This is a genomic window from Coleofasciculus sp. A1-SPW-01, assembly GCF_040217205.1.
GTDB lineage: Bacteria > Cyanobacteriota > Cyanobacteriia > Cyanobacteriales > Coleofasciculaceae > Coleofasciculus > Coleofasciculus chthonoplastes_A.
On sequence record NZ_JAVJNP010000087.1, the window covers coordinates 1 to 18,954 of the forward strand.

11 protein-coding genes and 1 pseudogene are annotated in these 18,954 nt (G+C 45.1%); 9 read left to right on the plus strand and 3 right to left on the minus strand.

Going from position 1 to position 18,954, the window contains the following annotated elements:
- Nucleotides 1-322 precede the first annotated feature (322 nt).
- The 9 genes from RH949_RS13250 to RH949_RS13290 all read left to right on the plus strand — a co-directional run bounded on the left by RH949_RS13250 (nucleotide 323) and on the right by RH949_RS13290 (nucleotide 16,103).
- Nucleotides 323-568 (plus strand): hypothetical protein, encoded by a 246-nt coding sequence (locus tag RH949_RS13250; protein WP_446353677.1) that lies wholly within the window; start codon nucleotides 323-325, stop codon nucleotides 566-568.
- A gap of 2 nt (nucleotides 569-570) precedes the next feature.
- The gene (locus RH949_RS13255) at nucleotides 571-732 is read left to right on the plus strand and encodes a hypothetical protein (RefSeq protein ID WP_157453348.1); all 162 of its coding nucleotides are present in this window, start codon (nucleotides 571-573) and stop codon (nucleotides 730-732) included.
- A gap of 1,125 nt (nucleotides 733-1,857) precedes the next feature.
- Complete coding sequence (locus RH949_RS13260) at nucleotides 1,858-3,270, plus strand: response regulator (protein ID WP_446353680.1); 1,413 nt, start codon at nucleotides 1,858-1,860, stop codon at nucleotides 3,268-3,270.
- Nucleotides 3,271-4,009: 739 nt separating this feature from the next.
- Entirely contained in the window at nucleotides 4,010-5,290 is a 1,281-nt protein-coding gene (locus tag RH949_RS13265) for a response regulator (RefSeq protein WP_446353682.1), read from the plus strand.
- A 68-nt stretch (nucleotides 5,291-5,358) separates the two neighbouring features.
- A complete protein-coding gene (locus RH949_RS13270) occupies nucleotides 5,359-5,724 on the plus strand; it encodes a response regulator transcription factor (RefSeq protein WP_044209958.1) in 366 nt (121 codons plus the stop codon).
- Between the two features lie 114 nt (nucleotides 5,725-5,838).
- On the plus strand, nucleotides 5,839-6,375 hold the full coding sequence (locus RH949_RS13275; RefSeq protein WP_006104459.1) for a chemotaxis protein CheW: 537 nt from the start codon (nucleotides 5,839-5,841) through the stop codon (nucleotides 6,373-6,375).
- A gap of 214 nt (nucleotides 6,376-6,589) precedes the next feature.
- Nucleotides 6,590-11,569, plus strand: coding sequence for a GAF domain-containing protein (locus RH949_RS13280; RefSeq protein WP_446353685.1), 4,980 nt, complete (start codon nucleotides 6,590-6,592; stop codon nucleotides 11,567-11,569).
- A 638-nt stretch (nucleotides 11,570-12,207) separates the two neighbouring features.
- Nucleotides 12,208-15,576, plus strand: coding sequence for a response regulator (locus RH949_RS13285; protein ID WP_446353687.1), 3,369 nt, complete (start codon nucleotides 12,208-12,210; stop codon nucleotides 15,574-15,576).
- 89 nt (nucleotides 15,577-15,665) lie between these two features.
- Complete coding sequence (locus RH949_RS13290) at nucleotides 15,666-16,103, plus strand: chemotaxis protein CheW (RefSeq protein ID WP_446353689.1); 438 nt, start codon at nucleotides 15,666-15,668, stop codon at nucleotides 16,101-16,103.
- Nucleotides 16,104-16,217: 114 nt separating this feature from the next.
- Here RH949_RS13290 and RH949_RS13295 read toward each other — a convergent pair whose 3' ends face one another.
- The 3 genes and pseudogenes from RH949_RS13295 to RH949_RS13305 form a co-directional block, all read right to left on the minus strand.
- Nucleotides 16,218-16,952 carry a hypothetical protein gene (locus tag RH949_RS13295; protein ID WP_006104512.1) on the minus strand — a complete coding sequence of 245 codons (735 nt, stop codon included), beginning with the start codon at nucleotides 16,950-16,952 and terminating at the stop codon, nucleotides 16,218-16,220.
- Nucleotides 16,953-16,963: 11 nt separating this feature from the next.
- A complete protein-coding gene (locus tag RH949_RS13300; RefSeq protein WP_044209955.1) occupies nucleotides 16,964-18,241 on the minus strand; it encodes an AAA family ATPase in 1,278 nt (425 codons plus the stop codon).
- Nucleotides 18,242-18,360: 119 nt separating this feature from the next.
- A pseudogene (locus tag RH949_RS13305) lies at nucleotides 18,361-18,438 on the minus strand (hypothetical protein); the annotation flags it as partial.
- Nucleotides 18,439-18,954: the final 516 nt, after the last annotated feature.

An 18,954-nucleotide genomic window follows, 5' to 3' on the forward strand; every position in this document is an offset into this window, starting at 1 on the left:
TTCGCTCAGCGACCGTAGACAAGGAAGAGTGAGAACGAAAAATAGGGCGTTTCGGCTTTTAGAAGTTAGTTTGACCGAACCGAATTCTGTACGGTTTTTCCCCCTTGTCTTCTTTCCTTCCTTGTCCTCCTTGTCTTGTCCCAACCATAAAATAAAAAAACTACACCTGTCAGGCGTGGGAGAGGGGCTGGGGGTGAGGGGTTGAGCTTAAGTTGACACGGGTGGGCATTGCCGTGCCCCTAAGACGTTATTCTGTGTCGTAGTGAGTTGTCTATCGGATAGTTATATGCTACCTTAAAAGTTTTTCAATTTTGAGGAAGCTATGAGTCAACGAACCCAGATCAATCTTCGCATAGACAACGAATTACTCCAAGCGCTACGCGAAAAATGTGCCGCTGAAGGCTGCACGCAGACGGAGTTTATTACCAATGCGATCAAATCGTCATTAGGTATCCCGATTACCCAAGCCAATCTGATTGAGATCGATGAACGAATTGCCGCCCACATTCAACCCATTCGAGAAGAGTTAGATCAGTTGAGGGCAGCGTTGGGGGAATTCGCAGCCTGAGGGTGAACAATGGAACTCTCAGGCAACAGGTTCCAGCAGTATCTAACTTGGAGGCAATTCGCGATCGCATTCTCGGCAACTTGAATATTGGTAGAAATGCAGTCGCCTACAAAGCTGCCCAGAAAGTCCTCGATGAGTTTATTGGCGAATTGTACAGAAAATAAGTGATCACCCAAAGCGACAACGGCTATAGTTCCTTTGTTCATGGTTCATCAACCTTGAACAATCAACGATGAACCATTTAGCTTTCTTGGTGCTTTGCGAGTCTCTTGTCTCTTGCGTCTGGTAAAATCCCACGTTTTTTAGCGTGGGATACATTTTCTTTATCCCTGCTCAGATTATATCATTTAACTATACGCTTTGATATATTTTTAGCCAGAGTCTCATAATCAAAAATACTTAATATCTAGGGAGAAAGATTAATTCTGTCAAAGAAATTACGCAAAGATTTGATAAAAACCCTCCCTGCACCTAAGCCATTTAGCTTAGGTTGATTCCCCTATTTTCCTGGATGTTTTGGCGCTGAAATGCCTATGGTATAAGGTTAATAGTTTGTCTTCATGCTAAAGAACTACAGGCAGCAAACTTACGCCATTATGCTGAGGTGATTGGGGGCAAGATCAGCCGAAAATAGGAGAAGCTGATGATTTAAACAAGAAAAGCTGAACAAAGCTTTACAAAAAATTGATAATCCCTTTACCGAATGGCTAGTAAAATCCCTTACCATAAAGATAGAGTAAGTTTAAATCGGTTGTGAAATGGCAATCCTTGCTGGGCAAGCTTTTCAGTCTCATCTACTTTCACAAATGATTGAGACTGGTGATAGTGAGTGTAAGCAACTCTCTCTAAACGTCTACGTAGAATTACGTAGGGTATAACGTAACCAGAACTGTCCTATAGCAGTGCATCTCCACAACACCTAAGCAAAGGGCTGACTCACGTCTGTCGGCGACAGCAAAGACTTATTTAATCCGGGTGATTTACCAAATTCTCTAATACTAATGGCAGAAGCTTGATGCAAATGCCAACGGGAGCATGTCAGAGCAAGCCCAAAATATTCCAGCTAACGATGGCGTTGAGTTATGCTGTTCGCGGTCAAAACCTAAGCTTTGATCATGCAGAGTGTAACGGAGTTCAGCGAAGCATCTGGCGAGATTCTTCACTCCGCTATTGCTCCGTTCTCCAATGACAAAGTGCAGTCTGCTCCTATATCTTTCCCGACTCGGCTAGTTGCTTTCATAATCCCTAATCATTTTCATACTGTATTCCCAGAAGTTCAAGCTAAAATTATGACCAATCAATTCGAGCGAGCAATTGGATACTCCAAAAACTGGACTGAATTTATTAGCACTGGTGGATTTCCCTTCACCCCTTGTTCAATTGTCAATCCTGAGAATCTGGCGACCCAACTTTTCTCCTGCGCCAGTGAAAAATTTACAGGTTGCTTAGATATTAAACCCCCTCAACACCAACACTGGAGTTTATATTTTTGCCAAGGTTTAATCTGTGGTGGAAGTGGGGTACATCCACATCGGAGTTGGTTACGCCAGCTTTATCGCTACTGTCCCCAATTGGTTAAGGATACGACTGTCAATCATTCAAATCAGATCCCTAGTGACAATTACGATGGCTTAGCGGAATTAGTAAGGCGGGGAAAAATAGGTCAAGAGCAAATGACAGAAGTTGTCGAAAGCTATATTCTAGAAATTTTTTTTGATCTGATTCAACACCTTGAACAGATGTCTCATCCCTCAAACTGGCAACTCAGTTATAGTCAAATTCCTCAAGACCAGATGGATTCAGCTTTAGTAACCATAGAGGTTGATGAAATGTGGAGGCAAGCGGTAAAACTTTGGCGAAGTTGGCAAAGCGCAGATTTAACAGACATTTCTCCAAACTTAGCGCCCACGGTATTAAAACCTCAGGAATTACAACAACAGTTTTCCCAGATGCTCTATGGTAACCTCAGTGGTTTAGGAGGTATTAATCAGACATTTAAAGCATTGCAAGAGGAAACCTATCAATTCACATCTGATAACCTGATTGCTTCGATGGATGGCAATCAAACATTACGGGATTTAGCCGTTCATTTGAATCGAAATCTTTTACTCCTGACTCAGCCCATCGTACCCTATATTCGTCAAGGTTTAGTTGAACTGAGTCCAGTTGAGGACATGAGTCTCATGATTGCATCACCGATAAAGCTGGAACATTCATCCGCCGAAACCCCAGCAACTCCAATAGAGTCTAAACCGGCGAATCCCTTAGTTGCCTGTATCGAGGATAGCTCATTTGATCTGCTACTAATGAATCATATTCTCACTCAAGCAGGCTATCAATTTATCAATATTGAGGATCAGGAAAAAGCATTATCGATATTGATAGAACACAAACCCGACCTGATTTTCTTAGATTTAGTTATGCCCATTGCTAATGGGTATGAAATCTGCTCCCAAATTCGTCGGGTTTCCTTTTTCAAATCCACCCCAGTGATTATTGTGACGGGTAAGGATGGGATTATTGACCGGACACGGGCAAAAATTGTCGGTGCGTCAGATTTTATCACCAAACCCATTAATAAAGATAAAATGCTCCAAGCGTTACACACTTATCTCCCCAAGCCCCAGGTTAACCAGTTTCAGGATACATCAATGTTTGGAGATTGGTACGTTCAACCGCCGATGCAATACTCTCCAATGTAAATGCCAACTTATCTCAGGGCGCATCTACGGTAAGGAGGTAGACTCAATAAAAGCTAACGGTGGAGAGCGTCATTTGTCATAGGTATAGCACTACGCACACACGTTAGGACATAAGTTTATCCCAAAAGGCAACAGGCAATAGGCAACACCTCGGCTTACCTCGACTTCGCTCGGTAACACGCTCGGTGTGTCATAGGCAATAGGCAACAGGAAAAATGTCCTAACCTGCCTTGGTAAGGCTATACAGCAGTTTTTGGCTCGATGTAATACAGTTCAAAAAGAGTAGAAAAGGGCTTTTTTATGGCTGCTGTATTACACCGTGTTATATCAAGTGCTGTTGAATACTCACACTTGGGTGGAGACAAAGCAGATGGCAGAAATGTATTACTGGTACGGAATCATTTCAGCCTTTATATCTGTCCTAAGCTTTACGACAACAACTATTCACTAAAAAATAGGTGTATCCTTATCTATTTTTCATTTATTGTAGAAAAGTTATGCAATTTATATTAAACCTTTAATTACTGGATATTGACATAATCACCTTTTGATGAGCTACAATTAAATCGGCTATATCTGTAGTTTATTATGGAATATATTTTGCCAATAAAAAATAGATAAAATCATATTTTCCACAAAAAATTAAAGTTTTTTAAAGTTCAGCAACAAAAAAACAGTCATATTTATATCTAGATGACTGACTATACTAGCCGATTTAGCGAGACAAAGAAAATCAAAAATGCTTGCTCCTTTATCTGTTCGATCAACTCATTGGACTATAACAAAACATGATGTCGTTTTTACCACAGAAGAACTGCTAAAACGCATTCAAACTTGTGCGAGTCAACAATTTACAGGTCAGTTAGATTTCAACATAACCAATCCCCAACAACAGCAGTGGCAGCTATTCTTTAGTGTCGGCAGTTTAATTGGTTGCCACAGTAAGGTACATCCTGTGCGTCGTTGGTTTCGTCAGCTATCATTGCACTGTCCTTCGGTGGCTGTTAATGCTGTGACGCAAGAAGGAGAGCCGATTCAATATCAAGATTATGAGTCATTAGCCACACAAGCGAAACAAGGACAAATCCCCCTGGGACAAATGGCAGCACTTGTTCAAGGTCATACCAGCGAAGTCCTTTTTGATATTATCCAAGCAGGGGAACAACAAAACTATCATTCTGGAATGTATCTAAGCTACCGAATCATTCCTCAAGATTCCATCGATTTAGGGTGGGTTGTGGTAAGAGCGGAGCGCGTTTGGCAGCAAGTTTTTCAGGATTGGCAAGCTTGGCAAAAAGCGGGTTTAGCTGACATTTCACCGAATCTTGCCCCCAAAATTTTACAGGCAGATCAGTTGCGCCAGCAAACATCACCCTCTGCTTATCGCAATCTAACAGCGTTTGCGGACGGGAAACAAACGCTTCGGGATTTAGCGGTTAAGTTAAAACAAAGTCCTCTGCCCCTAACTCACTCGATTGCCCCTTATATTCAGAAAAATTTAATTGGATTAATTGAAGTTGAGGACTTGAAGCGTTCTATTTTACCTCGTAAAGTTGTTGAGGATAAATCTAATGAAAATGGCAAACTTACATCACGAAAGTCTTCTCGCCCGTCATCCTCCTCTAAATCAGCAAATGCGGTAATTGCTTACATTGATGATAGTCGGATTGACACTCAAATGATGGGTTATATTTTAGAGGAAGCGGGTTATAAGTTTGTCTCAATTCAGGATTCAGTGCAAGCCCTAGTTAAGCTTCTAGAAAACAAGCCGGATCTGATTTTCCTGGATTTGGTGATGCCTGTCGCTAATGGTTATGAAATTTGTTCTCAAATTCGCCGTGTTTCGATTTTTCAGGATATTCCCGTGATTATTCTGACCGGAAACGATGGCATTGTAGACCGGGTGCGTGCCAAAATGGTCGGGGCTTCTGGGTTTTTGCCAAAGCCGATTACTCAACAAAAAGTGCTGAGTACTTTGCAGAAGTATTTACCGATCAAATCTGTACCGATGAGTAATTAAATAGTGTTCAGTATTTATGACTGAACCAAAAACTGCAAAGGTTGTGTATCGCAAACATTGGATTAACTATGACAACTGTTCTTTTAGTGGAAGATAGTGTAACAGAAACCCAGGTGCTGACTCGTTATTTAAGACAAGCCGGATTTAACGTAGTGAGTGTAACAAGTGGAGAGGAAGCCCATATAAAACTTCAAGCTAAAAAACCTGATTTAGTGATTCTTGATGTTATTTTACCGGGTCAAAGTGGTTTTGAACTTTGCCGCGAGATTAAAACAAACATCGACACCAAGAAAATTCCTGTGGTGATGTGTTCAACAAAAGGCACGGATGCTGATAAGTTATGGGGTTCAATGCTGGGTGCTGATGCCTATATTTCTAAACCAGTCGATCAACAGGAATTAATGAAAATCATTAATAAATTTACACTGGTTTAGCTGTTCCCTGTGACACACCGAGCGTGTTACCGAGCGAAGTCGAGGTAAGCCGATGTGTTCCCTGTGACACACCGAGCGAAGCCGAGGTGTTCCCTGTTCCCTGTTCCCTAAAAAATGACAAATTCACTTGACTCAATCCTCTTAACCACGAGTCTTGATTCACTCAACCTTAAACCTTCACCCCCAGAAACACAGCGGCGGTTACTTCGCTTTCCTATGAGTCACCAAGATAGTGCCCTATTGCCCTTGGAACAAATTGGGGAAGTGCTACGGGTAAATGTAAGAGACATTCTGCCTGTTCCGCAAATGCCCGGTTGTGTTTTAGGGATCTGCAACTGGCGTGGCGATATGCTTTGGCTGGTTGATCTGAGCCAGTTGCTGGGCTATTTATCATTAGACCAACAAGAGCAATTGGCTGATGTTTTGGTGGTGTTAGTGGTGCAGGTAAATGAGCAATCGATCGGACTGGTTGTTTCCCAAGTTAATGACATCGAATACCACAATTTGCAACATTTGCAGCCTGCTGTTCCGGGTGTATTTCCACCTAAACTGTTGCCGTTTATTCTGGGTTCTCTCCCTGAAGATCAGGGCATCGTTTTGAATATTAATGCCATTAGCCATTATCCCCTTTGGCAAAGGCATCGTGAGTGAAAAATGAAGAAGATGAGGGAGATAGGGGAGATGAGGGCGGGTTTTGCACAAACGTTACCATCAATAGCGATAAAAAAGTTTCTAAAACCGCCCATACAAACCATGTCCGACTAAGGAATAAAGGGTCAAAACTCTACTTTCTCTATCTTCCTCACTTTCCCCATTTTTTCCGATCGCAGATCGCGGACATATTAGGACTAGACACATCGAAATTATGCAAGAACTCGAACAATCGAAGCAAGTACTCAACCCTGATGCGGAGAACGATTCCGCTCATACAATCAGTAATGGCGATCGCGTGACAGATGAGTCTCAGCCTGAGATGGGTGTCAATATCGAAACCTATTTTCAGGAACAACGGAAGTGGCTGTTAGCGGTTGCTCAACGGATGCGTCGTGCGTCCACGATTGAAACCGTTGATACGCTGCTAGAAACCACTGTGGCTGAAGTGCGGGAGCATTTCCAGGTTGATCGGGTTCTGATTTATCAATTTAAGACGGAAACCGAGGGCGTGGTTCGTGCCGAATCCCTGGTTGCGGGGTATACTCCTTGTTTGGGTGAATCCTTACCCGCCTTAACCTTTGGCGCAAACAGTCAAATCGAGTATCAGCAGCAACAGGTGGTGACGCTGAGTCATCTGTATCAAGGTGTAACCAGTCCCTATCAACTGCAACTGCTGAAACGGTTTCAAGTTAAAGCCAGCTTGAGTTTACCGATTCTGTTTAGTAAACAAACCTGGGGATTATTGATTGTTCAGCAATGTTCCGGAACCCGCACCTTCCAAGACTCCGAAATCAACTTGCTGTATCAGGTGACAACGGAACTGGCTCTCAACCTGCAACCGGGGGAACTGTTTAATCAACTTCGCAGCCAAAACAAAAATACCAAAGTTGTCGGTCAAGTCGCGGCGAAAATCCTCAAGAACATCTTGCGATCGCTGAATATTCCCCAAGTCTTTAGCAGCGCCACCCGGGAAATCCGTCAGCAATTGCAGTGCGATCGCGTGGCGGTGTATCGGTTTAATCAAGATTGGAGTGGGGAATTTATCGCCGAATCTGTTGCTCCTGGCTGGATTCCCCTAGTGGGTCCGGATATCCAAACAGTTTGGGAGGATACCCATCTCCAAGAAACCCGAGGTGGGCGTTATCGCTACGAAGAAACCAATGGTGTGAATGACATTTACGCCGCTGGGTTAACCGACTGTCACATCGATCTGTTGGAACAATTTGAGGCAAAAGCGTATGCGATCGCGCCGATTTTTGAGGGAGACAAACTCTGGGGATTACTCGCCGCCTTCCAAAACTCCGATCCGCGTCAATGGGACGCCTCAGAACTGAATATACTGGCATTAGTCGGGCGTCAGTTTGGTGTCGCCCTCCAGCAAGCCGAATATTTGAACAGTTTACAAGCGCGAACTGGACAATTAGCAAAAGCAGCGGAACGGGAACGCACCATCGCCCGGGTGATCGAGAAAATTCGTCAAACTACAGACTTAGAGACGATTTTCCAAACCACCACCAAAGAAGTGCGTAAACTGCTCAATATTGAGCGCGTCACCATCTATAAATTCCGCGACGATTACTTTGGTGATTTTGTCAGTGAATCCCAAAGCGGAGGATTTGCTCCAATTGTGGGGAGTGGTTGGGAAGCTCCCTATCTCAATGAATATCGAGGCGGACGGTTTCTCGATAATGAAGCCTTGGTGGTCGATGATATTTATACCGCCAATCTCACCGATTGTCATGTCGAGGCGTTAGAAAACTATGGCGTCAAATCCTGCGCCATTGTCTCGATTTTCCAAGGGCAGAAACTGTGGGGATTACTCAGTGCCTTTCAAAACACAGGAACACGCCATTGGGAAGAGGGCGAAGTCCAATTACTCAAACAAATTGCTAGCCAGTTAGGTTTAGCCATACAACAAGCCGAATATGTGGAGCAGATTCAGCTTCAATCCGAGCAACAGGCGAAAGAAACCCAGCGAGAGCGGGCGTTAGCCAAAGTCGTGGATAAAATCCGTCAACCCTTTGAGATTAACAAGGTGTTTGAAACCACCACTCAGGAAGTGCGGCGACTCTTGAATGCGGAACGGGTGACGATTTATAAGTTCCGGGAGGACTATTTCGGCGACTTTATCTGTGAATCCGAGTCGGGCGGATTTCCTAAATTAGTCGGGAGTGGCTGGGAAGATCCCTATCTCAACGAACACCACGGGGGATGCTTCCGGGACAATGAACCGTTTGTGGTAGACGATGTTCACGATGGTACGCTGACGGATTGTCATGTTGAGGCGTTAGACTACTATGGCGTCAAATCCTGCGCGGTGGTGTCTATCTTCCAAGAAGACAAGCTGTGGGGATTACTCAGTGCCTTTCAAAGCACGGGGACACGCCACTGGGAAGACGGTGAAGTGCGACTGCTCAAACAAGTGGCGTCTCAACTGGGCGTAGCGTTGCAACAGGCAGATTATTTGCAGCAATTACAAACCCAATCCCAGCAACTGCTGAAAACCGCCGACTTGGAACGAGTCACGGCTCAAATTATCAGCAAAATTAGCCAATCTCAAGACTTGGATCAGATTTTCCAGACGGCTTGTGGGGAACTACAAACCTTTTTGGGGGCTGATCGCGTGGGGATTTATCGCTTTGATCCCGAATCGGGGTTTGATCAGGGAGAAATGGTGTCTGAACGGGTCGTCGCTGGTTTCCCCTCTTCGATGTCGATCAAAGTTGATGACCATTGCTTTGGCGAAAAACATGCGGAAAATTATCGCAAGGGACGGGTTTGGGCAGTTGCCGATATCCATCACGCCAATTTAGCGCCCTGTTATATTGATACCCTCTCCAAATTCCAAGTGCGCGGGAATTTGGTCGCCCCTGTTATGCAGGGGATCGAATTGTGGGGATTACTCTGTATTCACCAGTGCAGTGGTCCACGCAAGTGGAGAAACCAAGAAGTGGAATTTGTCAAGCAGGTCGCCTATCAATTGTCCATCGCCCTGAAACAATCCCAATACCTGCACCAGTTACAAGACCAATCCACGCAACTCGCGACGATTGCCCAAACTCAGGAAACGGTATCCAGTGTTCTGACTAAGTTGAGCTATGGCGAGGATATTGCCACCATCTACAATACATCCACTCGTGAACTGCGGAAACTACTCAAGTGCGATCGCACGGCGGTGTACCAGTTTGAACCGGATTGGAGTGGCGTGTTTGTGGCGGAGTCGGTGGCGACGGGATGGACGCCGTTAGTGGGTCCGGATATCCGCACCGTTTGGGAAGATACCTATTTACAAGAAACTCAAGGGGGTCGTTATCGCGATCGGGAAAGCTTTGCTGTGGATGATATCCATACTATCGGTCACTCCGATTGTCACGTTGAAATTTTAGAACAGTTTGAGGTCAAAGCTTACGCCCTCGCCCCGATTTTCGTCGCTGATGAGTTATGGGGTATCCTCTGTGCGTATCAAAATAGTGGACCGCGCCATTGGACGAGTACCGAAATCGCGGCGCTAACTCAAGTGGGTCAAGCGGTAGGAACGGCATTACAACGCCTCTACTACCTGGAACAGGTGCAACAGCAGTCGGATCAATTCGCCCAGTTAGCGAAACGGGAAAGTAACTTTATCAACCTGCTGTATAAAACCGGACAACGGATTGCTGAACGCTTACAGAAAGGAACGTTGAACCCAGAGGTTCTGTTGCAGGCGACAAGTCAGGAACTGCGACTGCTGCTGAATGTGGATCGGGTGGCGGTGTATCGCTTTAATTCCGATTGGAGTGGGGAATTTGTGCTTGAAGATGTGGGGGGTTCCTACGTCAAGGTTGTCGGTACCCAACTGGCAAAGGTGAGTGATCCGGTGTTGCAACAAAGTGAGGGTGGTGTTTATCGCCAAAATCAGACTACGGCGGTGAACGACATTAGCCAAGCCACGGAGTTGACGTTTAACCGGGAGATTTTGCAGCAGTGGGGGACTAAAGCGTACATCATCACTCCCCTATTCCAAGGGGAACAACTGTGGGGATTGCTGGGGGTGTATCAAAACAGTGAACCCCGCACCTGGGAAGAGGGCGAGGTTAAACTCTTGGCGCAGATGGCAACTCAGTTAGGGATTGCTCTCCAGCAAGCGCAATCTTTGGAACAAGTTCAGGAACAGTCCCAGCAATTGATGGCGGCGGCGCAACGGGAGAAAGCGGCGAAGGAAGAATTACAACAGGGGGTGATTCAACTGCTAATGGCGGTACGTCCGGCGTTACAAGGGGATCTGACGGTGCGAGCGCCGATTACCGAAGATGAAGTGGGAACGGTGGCGGATGCCTATAATAATACCCTGCAAAGTTTGCGGGGGATTGTGAAACAGGTACAGGATTCCTCGCGCCAAGTGGCACAAACCTCCCAAGCCAGTGAAACCGCGATCGCGGGATTGGCGCAGCAAGCCCAACGCCAGTTCCAGGCGCTGGAAAACACCTTGGGACAGATTCAGACGATGGTGAATTCCACTGAAGCAGTGGGGGCTAGCGCTCAACAGGTGGAAGAAGCGGTGCAACAGGCGAACAAAACGGTTCAAGCTGGGGATGAGGCGATGAACCGCACGGTGGATGGGATTATGGATATCCGGGAAACTGTGGCGGAAACCAGTAAGCGGCTGAAGCGTTTGAGTGAATCGACGCAAAAGGTGTCGCGAGTGGTGAATTTGATTAGTAACTTTACGACTCAAACCCAGTTGTTGGCGTTAAATGCGTCAATTGAAGCTACCCGCGCGGGTGAGTATGGACGAGGGTTCGTCGTGGTTGCGGATGAAGTCCGTTCTCTGGCGCGTCAATCGGCGGAAGCGACGACGGAGATTGCCCAATTGGTGCAGGAAATCCAGATGGGTACGGCTGAGGTGTCATCGGTTATGGAAACGGGGATTCAGCAGGTTGCATCGGGTACAAACCAGGTGAATGAAGCGCGGGAGTATTTGTATGCGATCGTGGAAGCTACGAGTCAGATTAGTCAGGTGGTAGCGGGAATTACTCAAGCGACTCAAGTTCAGAGTCAGGAGTTACAGTCGGTTACCCGAACCATGACTCAGGTGGCGACGATTGCTAATCAAACGGCGGAAAATTCGATGGAGATGTCTTCATCGTTCCAAGGTTTGTTGACGATGGCGCAAAATCTGCAAATGAGTGCGGATCAGTTCAAGGTTGAATAGTCCTTGGTCAGTTATCAGTTATCAGTTGTCATTGATGCTGTAGGGGCGGGTTTGACGATTATCGTTTTTTCTCTCACTCAGATGTGAGTAAACCCGCCTCTAAACCCAACCATTTAGCCCATTTCTTTTTGTCACAGATAGGGTCAAAAATAGGAGTTTGTCTCTGGGGGACCAGCCCCCCAGACCCCCCGATGGGGGACGAGCGCCTCCCCCATACCCCCCGCGCAACGCTTCGCTTGACTATATCTGATCGGGTGGTCTTCATCTGTAAATAATGTAAATAAGGATGTCAATAAGGTTTCATCTTTGGAGATAATAATGTCGCTCAAAGCCTGATTTTAAAAGGTTTTAGGTGCCTTGTCATTCCTTCAGCCCGCCCCTACAAACCAGAATTATTGAGCCTAGCGTTGGGTCAAAATTCAACACTTAGTCAGGGCGGGTTTTGTACCAAGGTTATCAGCAATAGCCAACAGAAAGTCCCTAAACCCGCCCCTACAAACCAGAATTATTGAGCCTAGCGTTGGGTCAAAATTCAACACTTAGTCAGGGCGGGTTTTGTACCAAGGTTACTATCAATCGCCAACAGAAAGTCCCTAAACCCGCCCCTACATATCCCCTACACATTCAAGAGTTTCCCTATGAATGATCCAAATATTCGTGAACAAAGTTACCACTATTTTCTGGAAGAAGCGCCAGAACTTATGGGTATTATCGAACAAGAATTACTCGATCTACGGACTAATTTTAGTGTCAACAAAGTCCACCATTTAATGCGAACCACTCACACCCTAAAAGGGGCGGCGGCGAGTGTGGAGTTGGACACGATTAAAACGGTGGCTCACTCGTTGGAGGATATCTTTAAAACTCTGTTTAATCCCGATGTGGTGATTGATGCGGAGGTGGAGGCGTTACTGTTTGAGGGCTATGAATGTTTGCGGCTACCCCTGACGGCGGAAGTGATGGGGGGAAAGATTAATGAGGCGGAAGTTCTCGATCGCACGGCGGCGGTGTTTGCGAAGTTGCAGGAAAAGCTGGGCGATTGTTTTGACCAACAAGCGAATATTCCGAGTTCGTTGGAGTTGGGATTTGATGTCACTCAATCCATTTTTGAGGTGGGGGTGAGTCAGCGGTTGGATCAAATTACTGAGGCTTTGGCGAGTAATGATCCGTCAGTGATGGCGGATACCTTGCGATCGCAGGCGGAGGTGTTGCTGGGTGTGGCGGAATCGATGAATTTACCGGGATTTGCGGCAATTGCCAGTAGTGCGATCGCGGCGTTGGAGAATTATCCGGATCAGGCGGAAATGATTACTCAGATCGCTCTAGCTGACTTCCAGGCGGGACAAAAGGCGGTGCTGGATGGCGATCGCACTCAAGGGGGTCAACCCTCTCAATCCCTGCAAGAATTGGCGGGTGTGGTGGATGGTGATCTAGAGGATGCTGCGCCAGTCGCCGCGCCAGAGAATGTCTGGGAAGCGGATCTGAGTGATTCAGAGGTTAGTGAAGAGTTGGCGGCGTCTGATACATACGCGGCGGATTCAGCTTACTCCGATGAAGAGTTTTCGCAACGTCCGATCACTGATTCGGCAGATTTTCAACTGGATGCGACGGATTTGACGCCTTTACTGGATATCGATATCAATGAGTATGAGGATTATAGTGTATCCGAACCGGAGACAGAAGGGGTTGAGGAACCCGATTCGGCTGACTTATTGGATAGTGTTTGGGGAAATATCTCGGTTTCCGAATCAACAACGGAGGAGGATGTTCCGGTAGAATCTGAATCGGAATCCGAAGAAGTGTTTCCCGTCTTCAAAACTCCAGCCCATAATTTTCAGGACTCAATCCCAGAATCTGTACCGACTCCTCCAGTAGACGCGGAAGAACCGTTAACGGATTATGTTTTACCTTCGCCACGGGTACAACAAGAATCGGTTCCGGAAACGCAGCCGCAAACGGTGCGGGTGAATATTGATCATTTAGAACATTTGAATTATTCCGTTGGGGAACTCTTAACCTACCAAAATCGCCAATCCCTCCAGGATGAGCAATTGCAATCAGCGGTGCGTTTGGTATTAACTCGGCTGCAACAGCATCAACAACTTTTGGATGAGTTGCAAGATTGGCATGACCGTCAATTGCATCGATCGCAACAAAAACGGATGAGTCTCAGGGGAAGAAAACGCCGAGAAGCGATTCAAGAAAAGCCGTCATTGGCTTGGCAAAATCCCCAGACGACAATCCCCAATTACTTTGACCCGTTAGAACTGGATAGTTATAACGAACCGCAGCTTTTAATCCAGTCGCTGATGGATGATACCGCCCAACTGACGGAAGCAACGGAGTCAATTGAAGTTTTTGCCAGTCAATTTAATCAAACCTTTGACAAACAACGGCGACTGTTAACCAGTATCCGGGATACCTTGATGGAGGCGCGACTGTTACCGTTAGGCACTTTATTTAGACGGTTTCCGCGAGTGTTACAACAGTTAGAAGTCACCCACAATAAATCTGTGGAACTCTACATGGATGGGACAGAAGTGTTAGTGGATAAAGTGGTGGTGCAGAAACTTTATGACCCCTTACTGCACCTGATCCGAAATGCCTTTGATCATGGGATTGAATCGCCAGAGGTTCGCCAAGAATCCGGCAAAACCCGTCAGGGTACTATTGCCATTGATGCCTATCACCAGAATCGGTATTTGGTGATTGAAGTTCGGGATGATGGGCAAGGGTTAAACTTTGAGAAGATTCGCCAACGGGCGGTAGAACAGCGCTTAATTGATGCTGAAAAAGCCAGACAGTTGTCACCTGCTGAACTGGCGGAGTTTCTGTTTGAACCCGGTTTTTCCACCGCTTCCGGGTTAAGTGATTTATCCGGGCGGGGAATTGGGATGGATGTGGTGCGTTCTCAGGTGGAATCCCTGCAAGGATCAGTGACGGTATATTCTCAACCGTATTATGGAACAACCTTTCGGCTGCAAATCCCCCTAAATTTGACGATCGCCAAGCTACTGTTGATGGAGGCGGGAGGTCAAACTTATGCTTTACTCTCAGATGCGATCGAACAAATCATTATCCCGCCACCGGAACGACTGCGCTGCTGGGATGAGGGGAAAGTGCTGCGATGGGGTACTGGCAAGGATGAGCAACTAATTCCGATTTTTTCCTTGGCAGAGGTGTTAGATTACCATATTCCTCAACCGAAAACCTTAGTGTTATCCTCTCAACGCCCGTTAGTTGAGCAAACTGCGAAAATGTCGGTGATTTTGATCCGGTGTCAGAATCGGCTATTAGGCTTGGAAGTCAACCAGCTTGTCGGGGAACAGGAATTAGTGATTCGTCCCTTGGGATCGATGATTGCACCTCCAGATTACGTGTATGGCGGCTGTATTCTGGCAGATGGTGGGTTAGCCCTGGTGCTAGATGGGACCACATTAATGCAGTCGATTGCGGATCAGCAGACGGCAAAATCCCCGCCAGAGTTTACCGCTGATTTTCAATCCTCAATGGTGGCTTTAACGGGTTCCACCTCTGTTGCATCCGATCGCAACCAGCGACAATTATCTCCCTCCCGCCCAGCGGCGTTACCTGCTGCACCTGAACCGCCACCCCCTACGCCAACCCCCAGGCGATCGCCCCAACTTCTACTGGTTGTGGATGATTCGATTACTGTGCGTCAAAGTTTAACGTTTACGTTACAAAAGGCGGGTTATCAGATTCTCCAGGCAAAGGATGGGTATGAAGCCATTGAACAACTGCAAAATCATGGAGAGATTCAAGTAGTTATTTGTGACATTGAAATGCCGCGCATGAACGGATTTGAGTTTCTCAAATACCGCCAACAGGAGCCAGAACTAGCCAAGATTCCTGTTTTGATTTTGACCTCTCGCAGTAGCGAAAAGCATCGTTTAATTGCCACTGAGTTAGGGGCGAATGATTATATCACTAAGCCCTTTCTCGAACCTCAGTTGTTAGAGACCGTGCAGCAATTTATCAAGGCTTAGATGGTTATAACGTTCTGATAAATTTCCACCTGGAGAGGGATAAACGTGCTGCTGTATTTTGCATTCTGTCCTTTATCAACCAATAAACCATGACCAGTGACACCCAAAAATATATCGTCTTTAAGATTAGCGACTGTCTAATTTCACTGCCCATGGATAATGTGTTAAAAGTGCTAAACACACCATCCAATGAGAGTGGTTGGAATGCCATGGGATTACTGCAAATTGGAGATTATACGATTCGGATTGTTGATTTACATCAACAGTTAAATCCTGACTATGACACTAATTCAACCAACTTGCAATCCTTTTTAGTCATTACCAACCCCATAGAAGGCGATCTTTTTGGCATTATCGTTGATGAACCGCCCAATTTAATTGAATTAAATCCTGACCTAATTCGTAAGTTACCTAAATATAACCGTCGCTTACCGATGGTGAGTCATGCGGCGGTTCTCCAGGAGAATGAGAAAAAAACGACAATTTTTATGTTAGATTTATTTGAATTATTTAATCCAGTTGCATAAAGTTTGTCATTTGTCCTTTGTAAGCGTTTGAAGAACCGTATAACCGTAGGGTGCGTTAGGCGTAATCAATTATATTGATCATCCTGTTAATGGAAATGTCGCCGTAACGCACCATTATTCTGGTCTATCTACCCCGTGTTTTCCCAGTGATAACATTTGAATAAAAAGTCTTGATTCAGGAACATAGCTAAAAATTCTGTCTACACTGTCTGGTGTTATGTAGTTTAGTGCCTTCTCTTCAAAATCTTGATCTCGAAGCCGTCGCAAATCATCAGTTCCATAGAGGAGTTGCTTCAACTCTTTAGGTTTCTTACCATAGTACTGAATAGGAGGTTGTTTGGCAGCCGCCACAAAAACTTCAGAAGAAGGAAAGCAGACTAGAGATAGTAGGACTGGTAAATATTGACAAGGATAGCCTTCTCGCGATTTAAGAGCGTAGAACTTATCTATTGCTCCCATAAAGATTTTAGATATACTAAAACTCCAATCTTTAAAATAGTCCTCAGGACTGGATAAAGATTTCTCTGCATCAGTTGTAATTAACAAAATGTCTCGATTATAAAGTTCGCCAATACCCACTTCAGTTTCAAAATCAGAAAAGGCAGCGACTAAAGTATTTGTGATATTGTTTTGAAGTTCAGATGCAGGTTCACTAGGTAGATAATAATTCTGTGACCGAGTTGCTGACTTCCAGTAACGATCGACATAATCTCGTACTGTTTGTCTACTTAATTTGCAAATATTAAAACTCGTCGTATTGAATGTTCCGTTAAGTAGAACACATTGAATAAACTTCTCGAAAATAGCCCGATCAGTTTCTCCATCCCCCACAATGCCTATATTTCTCATCAGTGTCGCCTTTACCCAATTGTTCCCGAATACCAAAGTTCTGCCAGTTGGTATTTAGGAAGTTCCACGACGCGCTTGCCATCCTCACGTTCTATAATTTCTCCTTCAACAGTACCTATTCCGACTAAGGTATCAAGAGATGTGTTGAGATTGCTGACGTCACTCCTCCGGCTACGTTTATCTAAACGAACCGTGTAAACATGATCAAGATGATCATGAAATTCTCTTAGAACAGAAGGGCTATTGGATGTAATGATGAACTGGGAAGAATACCCTTCAGAACTTGGGGATGTCATTTGCCATATCCATCTCATTAGTTCTTGAATGTTGCCAGGATTAATGCCATTTTCAATTTCCTCTAGAAGAATTAACGTTGGAGGGCGTCGCAGAGAAGCTAAGAGACTAATTGCCGCCGCTTTCATAAAGCCATCTGACAAAACCTCTGGTGGAAATTCCTCTACAATTCCTTGACGCCCTAAATCAAATTCCCAAACTAGGCGAGAGCGTTGATCATCATACCTGACTCCCTGAAAACTTGGTTCAAACCGTCGCATTAAAGCCGTAAATCTTGTAAATGTACGCTCATCATTTTCTTTTAGATATTTAATGATAGTCTGAAGATTACGACCCGTGTCTCCTAATTTGGACGGGATTCTTATTTTAGGCTGAGTTTGACGGTCTTCAGGTTCTAAGCCACTTTCTGTATAATTTCCATCTTCATTTTGACCAACAGTGAACAAATCTTTGAGAAAAGCTGGCTGAAAATGATAGCTAAATGTGTTGGCAAAATCATCGAATAAGTTTCTGCATAATTCTTGTTCTGTATTTGTCAATAATTGATCGTCTTCGATTTTTTTTCTTAGTTGAATTGCACCTGAAAGCTTGCTGTATCCACTTTTAATACTCTTAGGTTCAGATGAATTGAAGAGCTGAAACTCTATTTTTTCTTTACAAGCTGCTTGTTCTTTTAGGCTTTCCTCTTTAAACAATTTCATGGAGTATTTAGCTTTCCCCTGGTTATTTGACCATGTAATAGAAAATTCTATGGATTCATCATCTTGAGCCAGCCTATATCTATGAGGATAGAGATCTCTTGCCGCTATGACTGTTTGATGGCGAATGTGATGATTAGGACGACCACGCCTAACCAGACCGCAGAAATGTTGTATCCCCGCTAGCAAATTCGTTTTACCCGAATTATTGTTGCCAATCAGGAGTGTTATTGGGTATAAATCTACAGTGGTTAACTTATGGGTTCTAAAGTTTTTAAGCGTTACTTGATGAAACATATTGATCTCTAGTACATAGGACTCTAAAAAAGAATTACACTTTAATCGTTAGGAAGTGCCAAACCTATCGAGTACAAGGCTAACGATAGAGGAGATATTACCCACTCTATCATTTTATATCATATCCGGTTAAACACCCCTAATAACGCAGGAATTGCCCTGTGTGAACCAATTTTACCTAAGGCATAGGCGGCATGATAGGAACAGAACCGTAGAACCGTAGGGTGCGTTAGGCGTAATCAATTATATTGATCATCCTGTTAATGGGAATGTCGCCGTAACGCACCATTATTTTGATCAAGGCAATGCCTACTTAATCGAAGGGCACGATAATATCGTGACCCTACCGAATCAATTCGCTCTCAACAATGGTGGACTAGGCACTCGAATTAGTCAGAACCGTAGGGTGCGTTAGGCGTAATCAATCATATTGCTCATCCTGTTAATGGAAATGTCGCCGTAACGCACCATTATTTTGATCAAGGCAATGCCCACTTAATCGAAGGGCACGATAATATCCACCCGTGTCAACTTAAGCTGAACCCCTCACCCCCAGCCCCTCTCCCACACCGGCTATGCATTACCCACATCTTTCTTAAACATTGTGCGATCGCGTCACGATCTGGCGGGACTGAGCGCAATTGTGTAGTCCAAGTCAGTACAATTGCTGGTTTACAGATGCGATCGGGTTACGGGATGGGATTGCCTGACTG

What these genes read in the sequence shown, in the direction of transcription:
- RH949_RS13290 (WP_446353689.1), top strand. Translation starts at nt 15,666, where the DNA reads ATGACCAGTGACACCCAAAAATATATCGTCTTTAAGATTAGCGACTGT.
- RH949_RS13295 (WP_006104512.1), bottom strand. Translation starts at nt 16,952, where the DNA reads ATGAGAAATATAGGCATTGTGGGGGATGGAGAAACTGATCGGGCTATT.
- RH949_RS13285 (WP_446353687.1), top strand. Translation starts at nt 12,208, where the DNA reads ATGAATGATCCAAATATTCGTGAACAAAGTTACCACTATTTTCTGGAA.
- RH949_RS13300 (WP_044209955.1), bottom strand. Translation starts at nt 18,241, where the DNA reads ATGTTTCATCAAGTAACGCTTAAAAACTTTAGAACCCATAAGTTAACC.
- RH949_RS13280 (WP_446353685.1), top strand. Translation starts at nt 6,590, where the DNA reads ATGCAAGAACTCGAACAATCGAAGCAAGTACTCAACCCTGATGCGGAG.
- RH949_RS13270 (WP_044209958.1), top strand. Translation starts at nt 5,359, where the DNA reads ATGACAACTGTTCTTTTAGTGGAAGATAGTGTAACAGAAACCCAGGTG.
- RH949_RS13260 (WP_446353680.1), top strand. Translation starts at nt 1,858, where the DNA reads ATGACCAATCAATTCGAGCGAGCAATTGGATACTCCAAAAACTGGACT.
- RH949_RS13265 (WP_446353682.1), top strand. Translation starts at nt 4,010, where the DNA reads ATGCTTGCTCCTTTATCTGTTCGATCAACTCATTGGACTATAACAAAA.
- RH949_RS13250 (WP_446353677.1), top strand. Translation starts at nt 323, where the DNA reads ATGAGTCAACGAACCCAGATCAATCTTCGCATAGACAACGAATTACTC.
- RH949_RS13275 (WP_006104459.1), top strand. Translation starts at nt 5,839, where the DNA reads ATGACAAATTCACTTGACTCAATCCTCTTAACCACGAGTCTTGATTCA.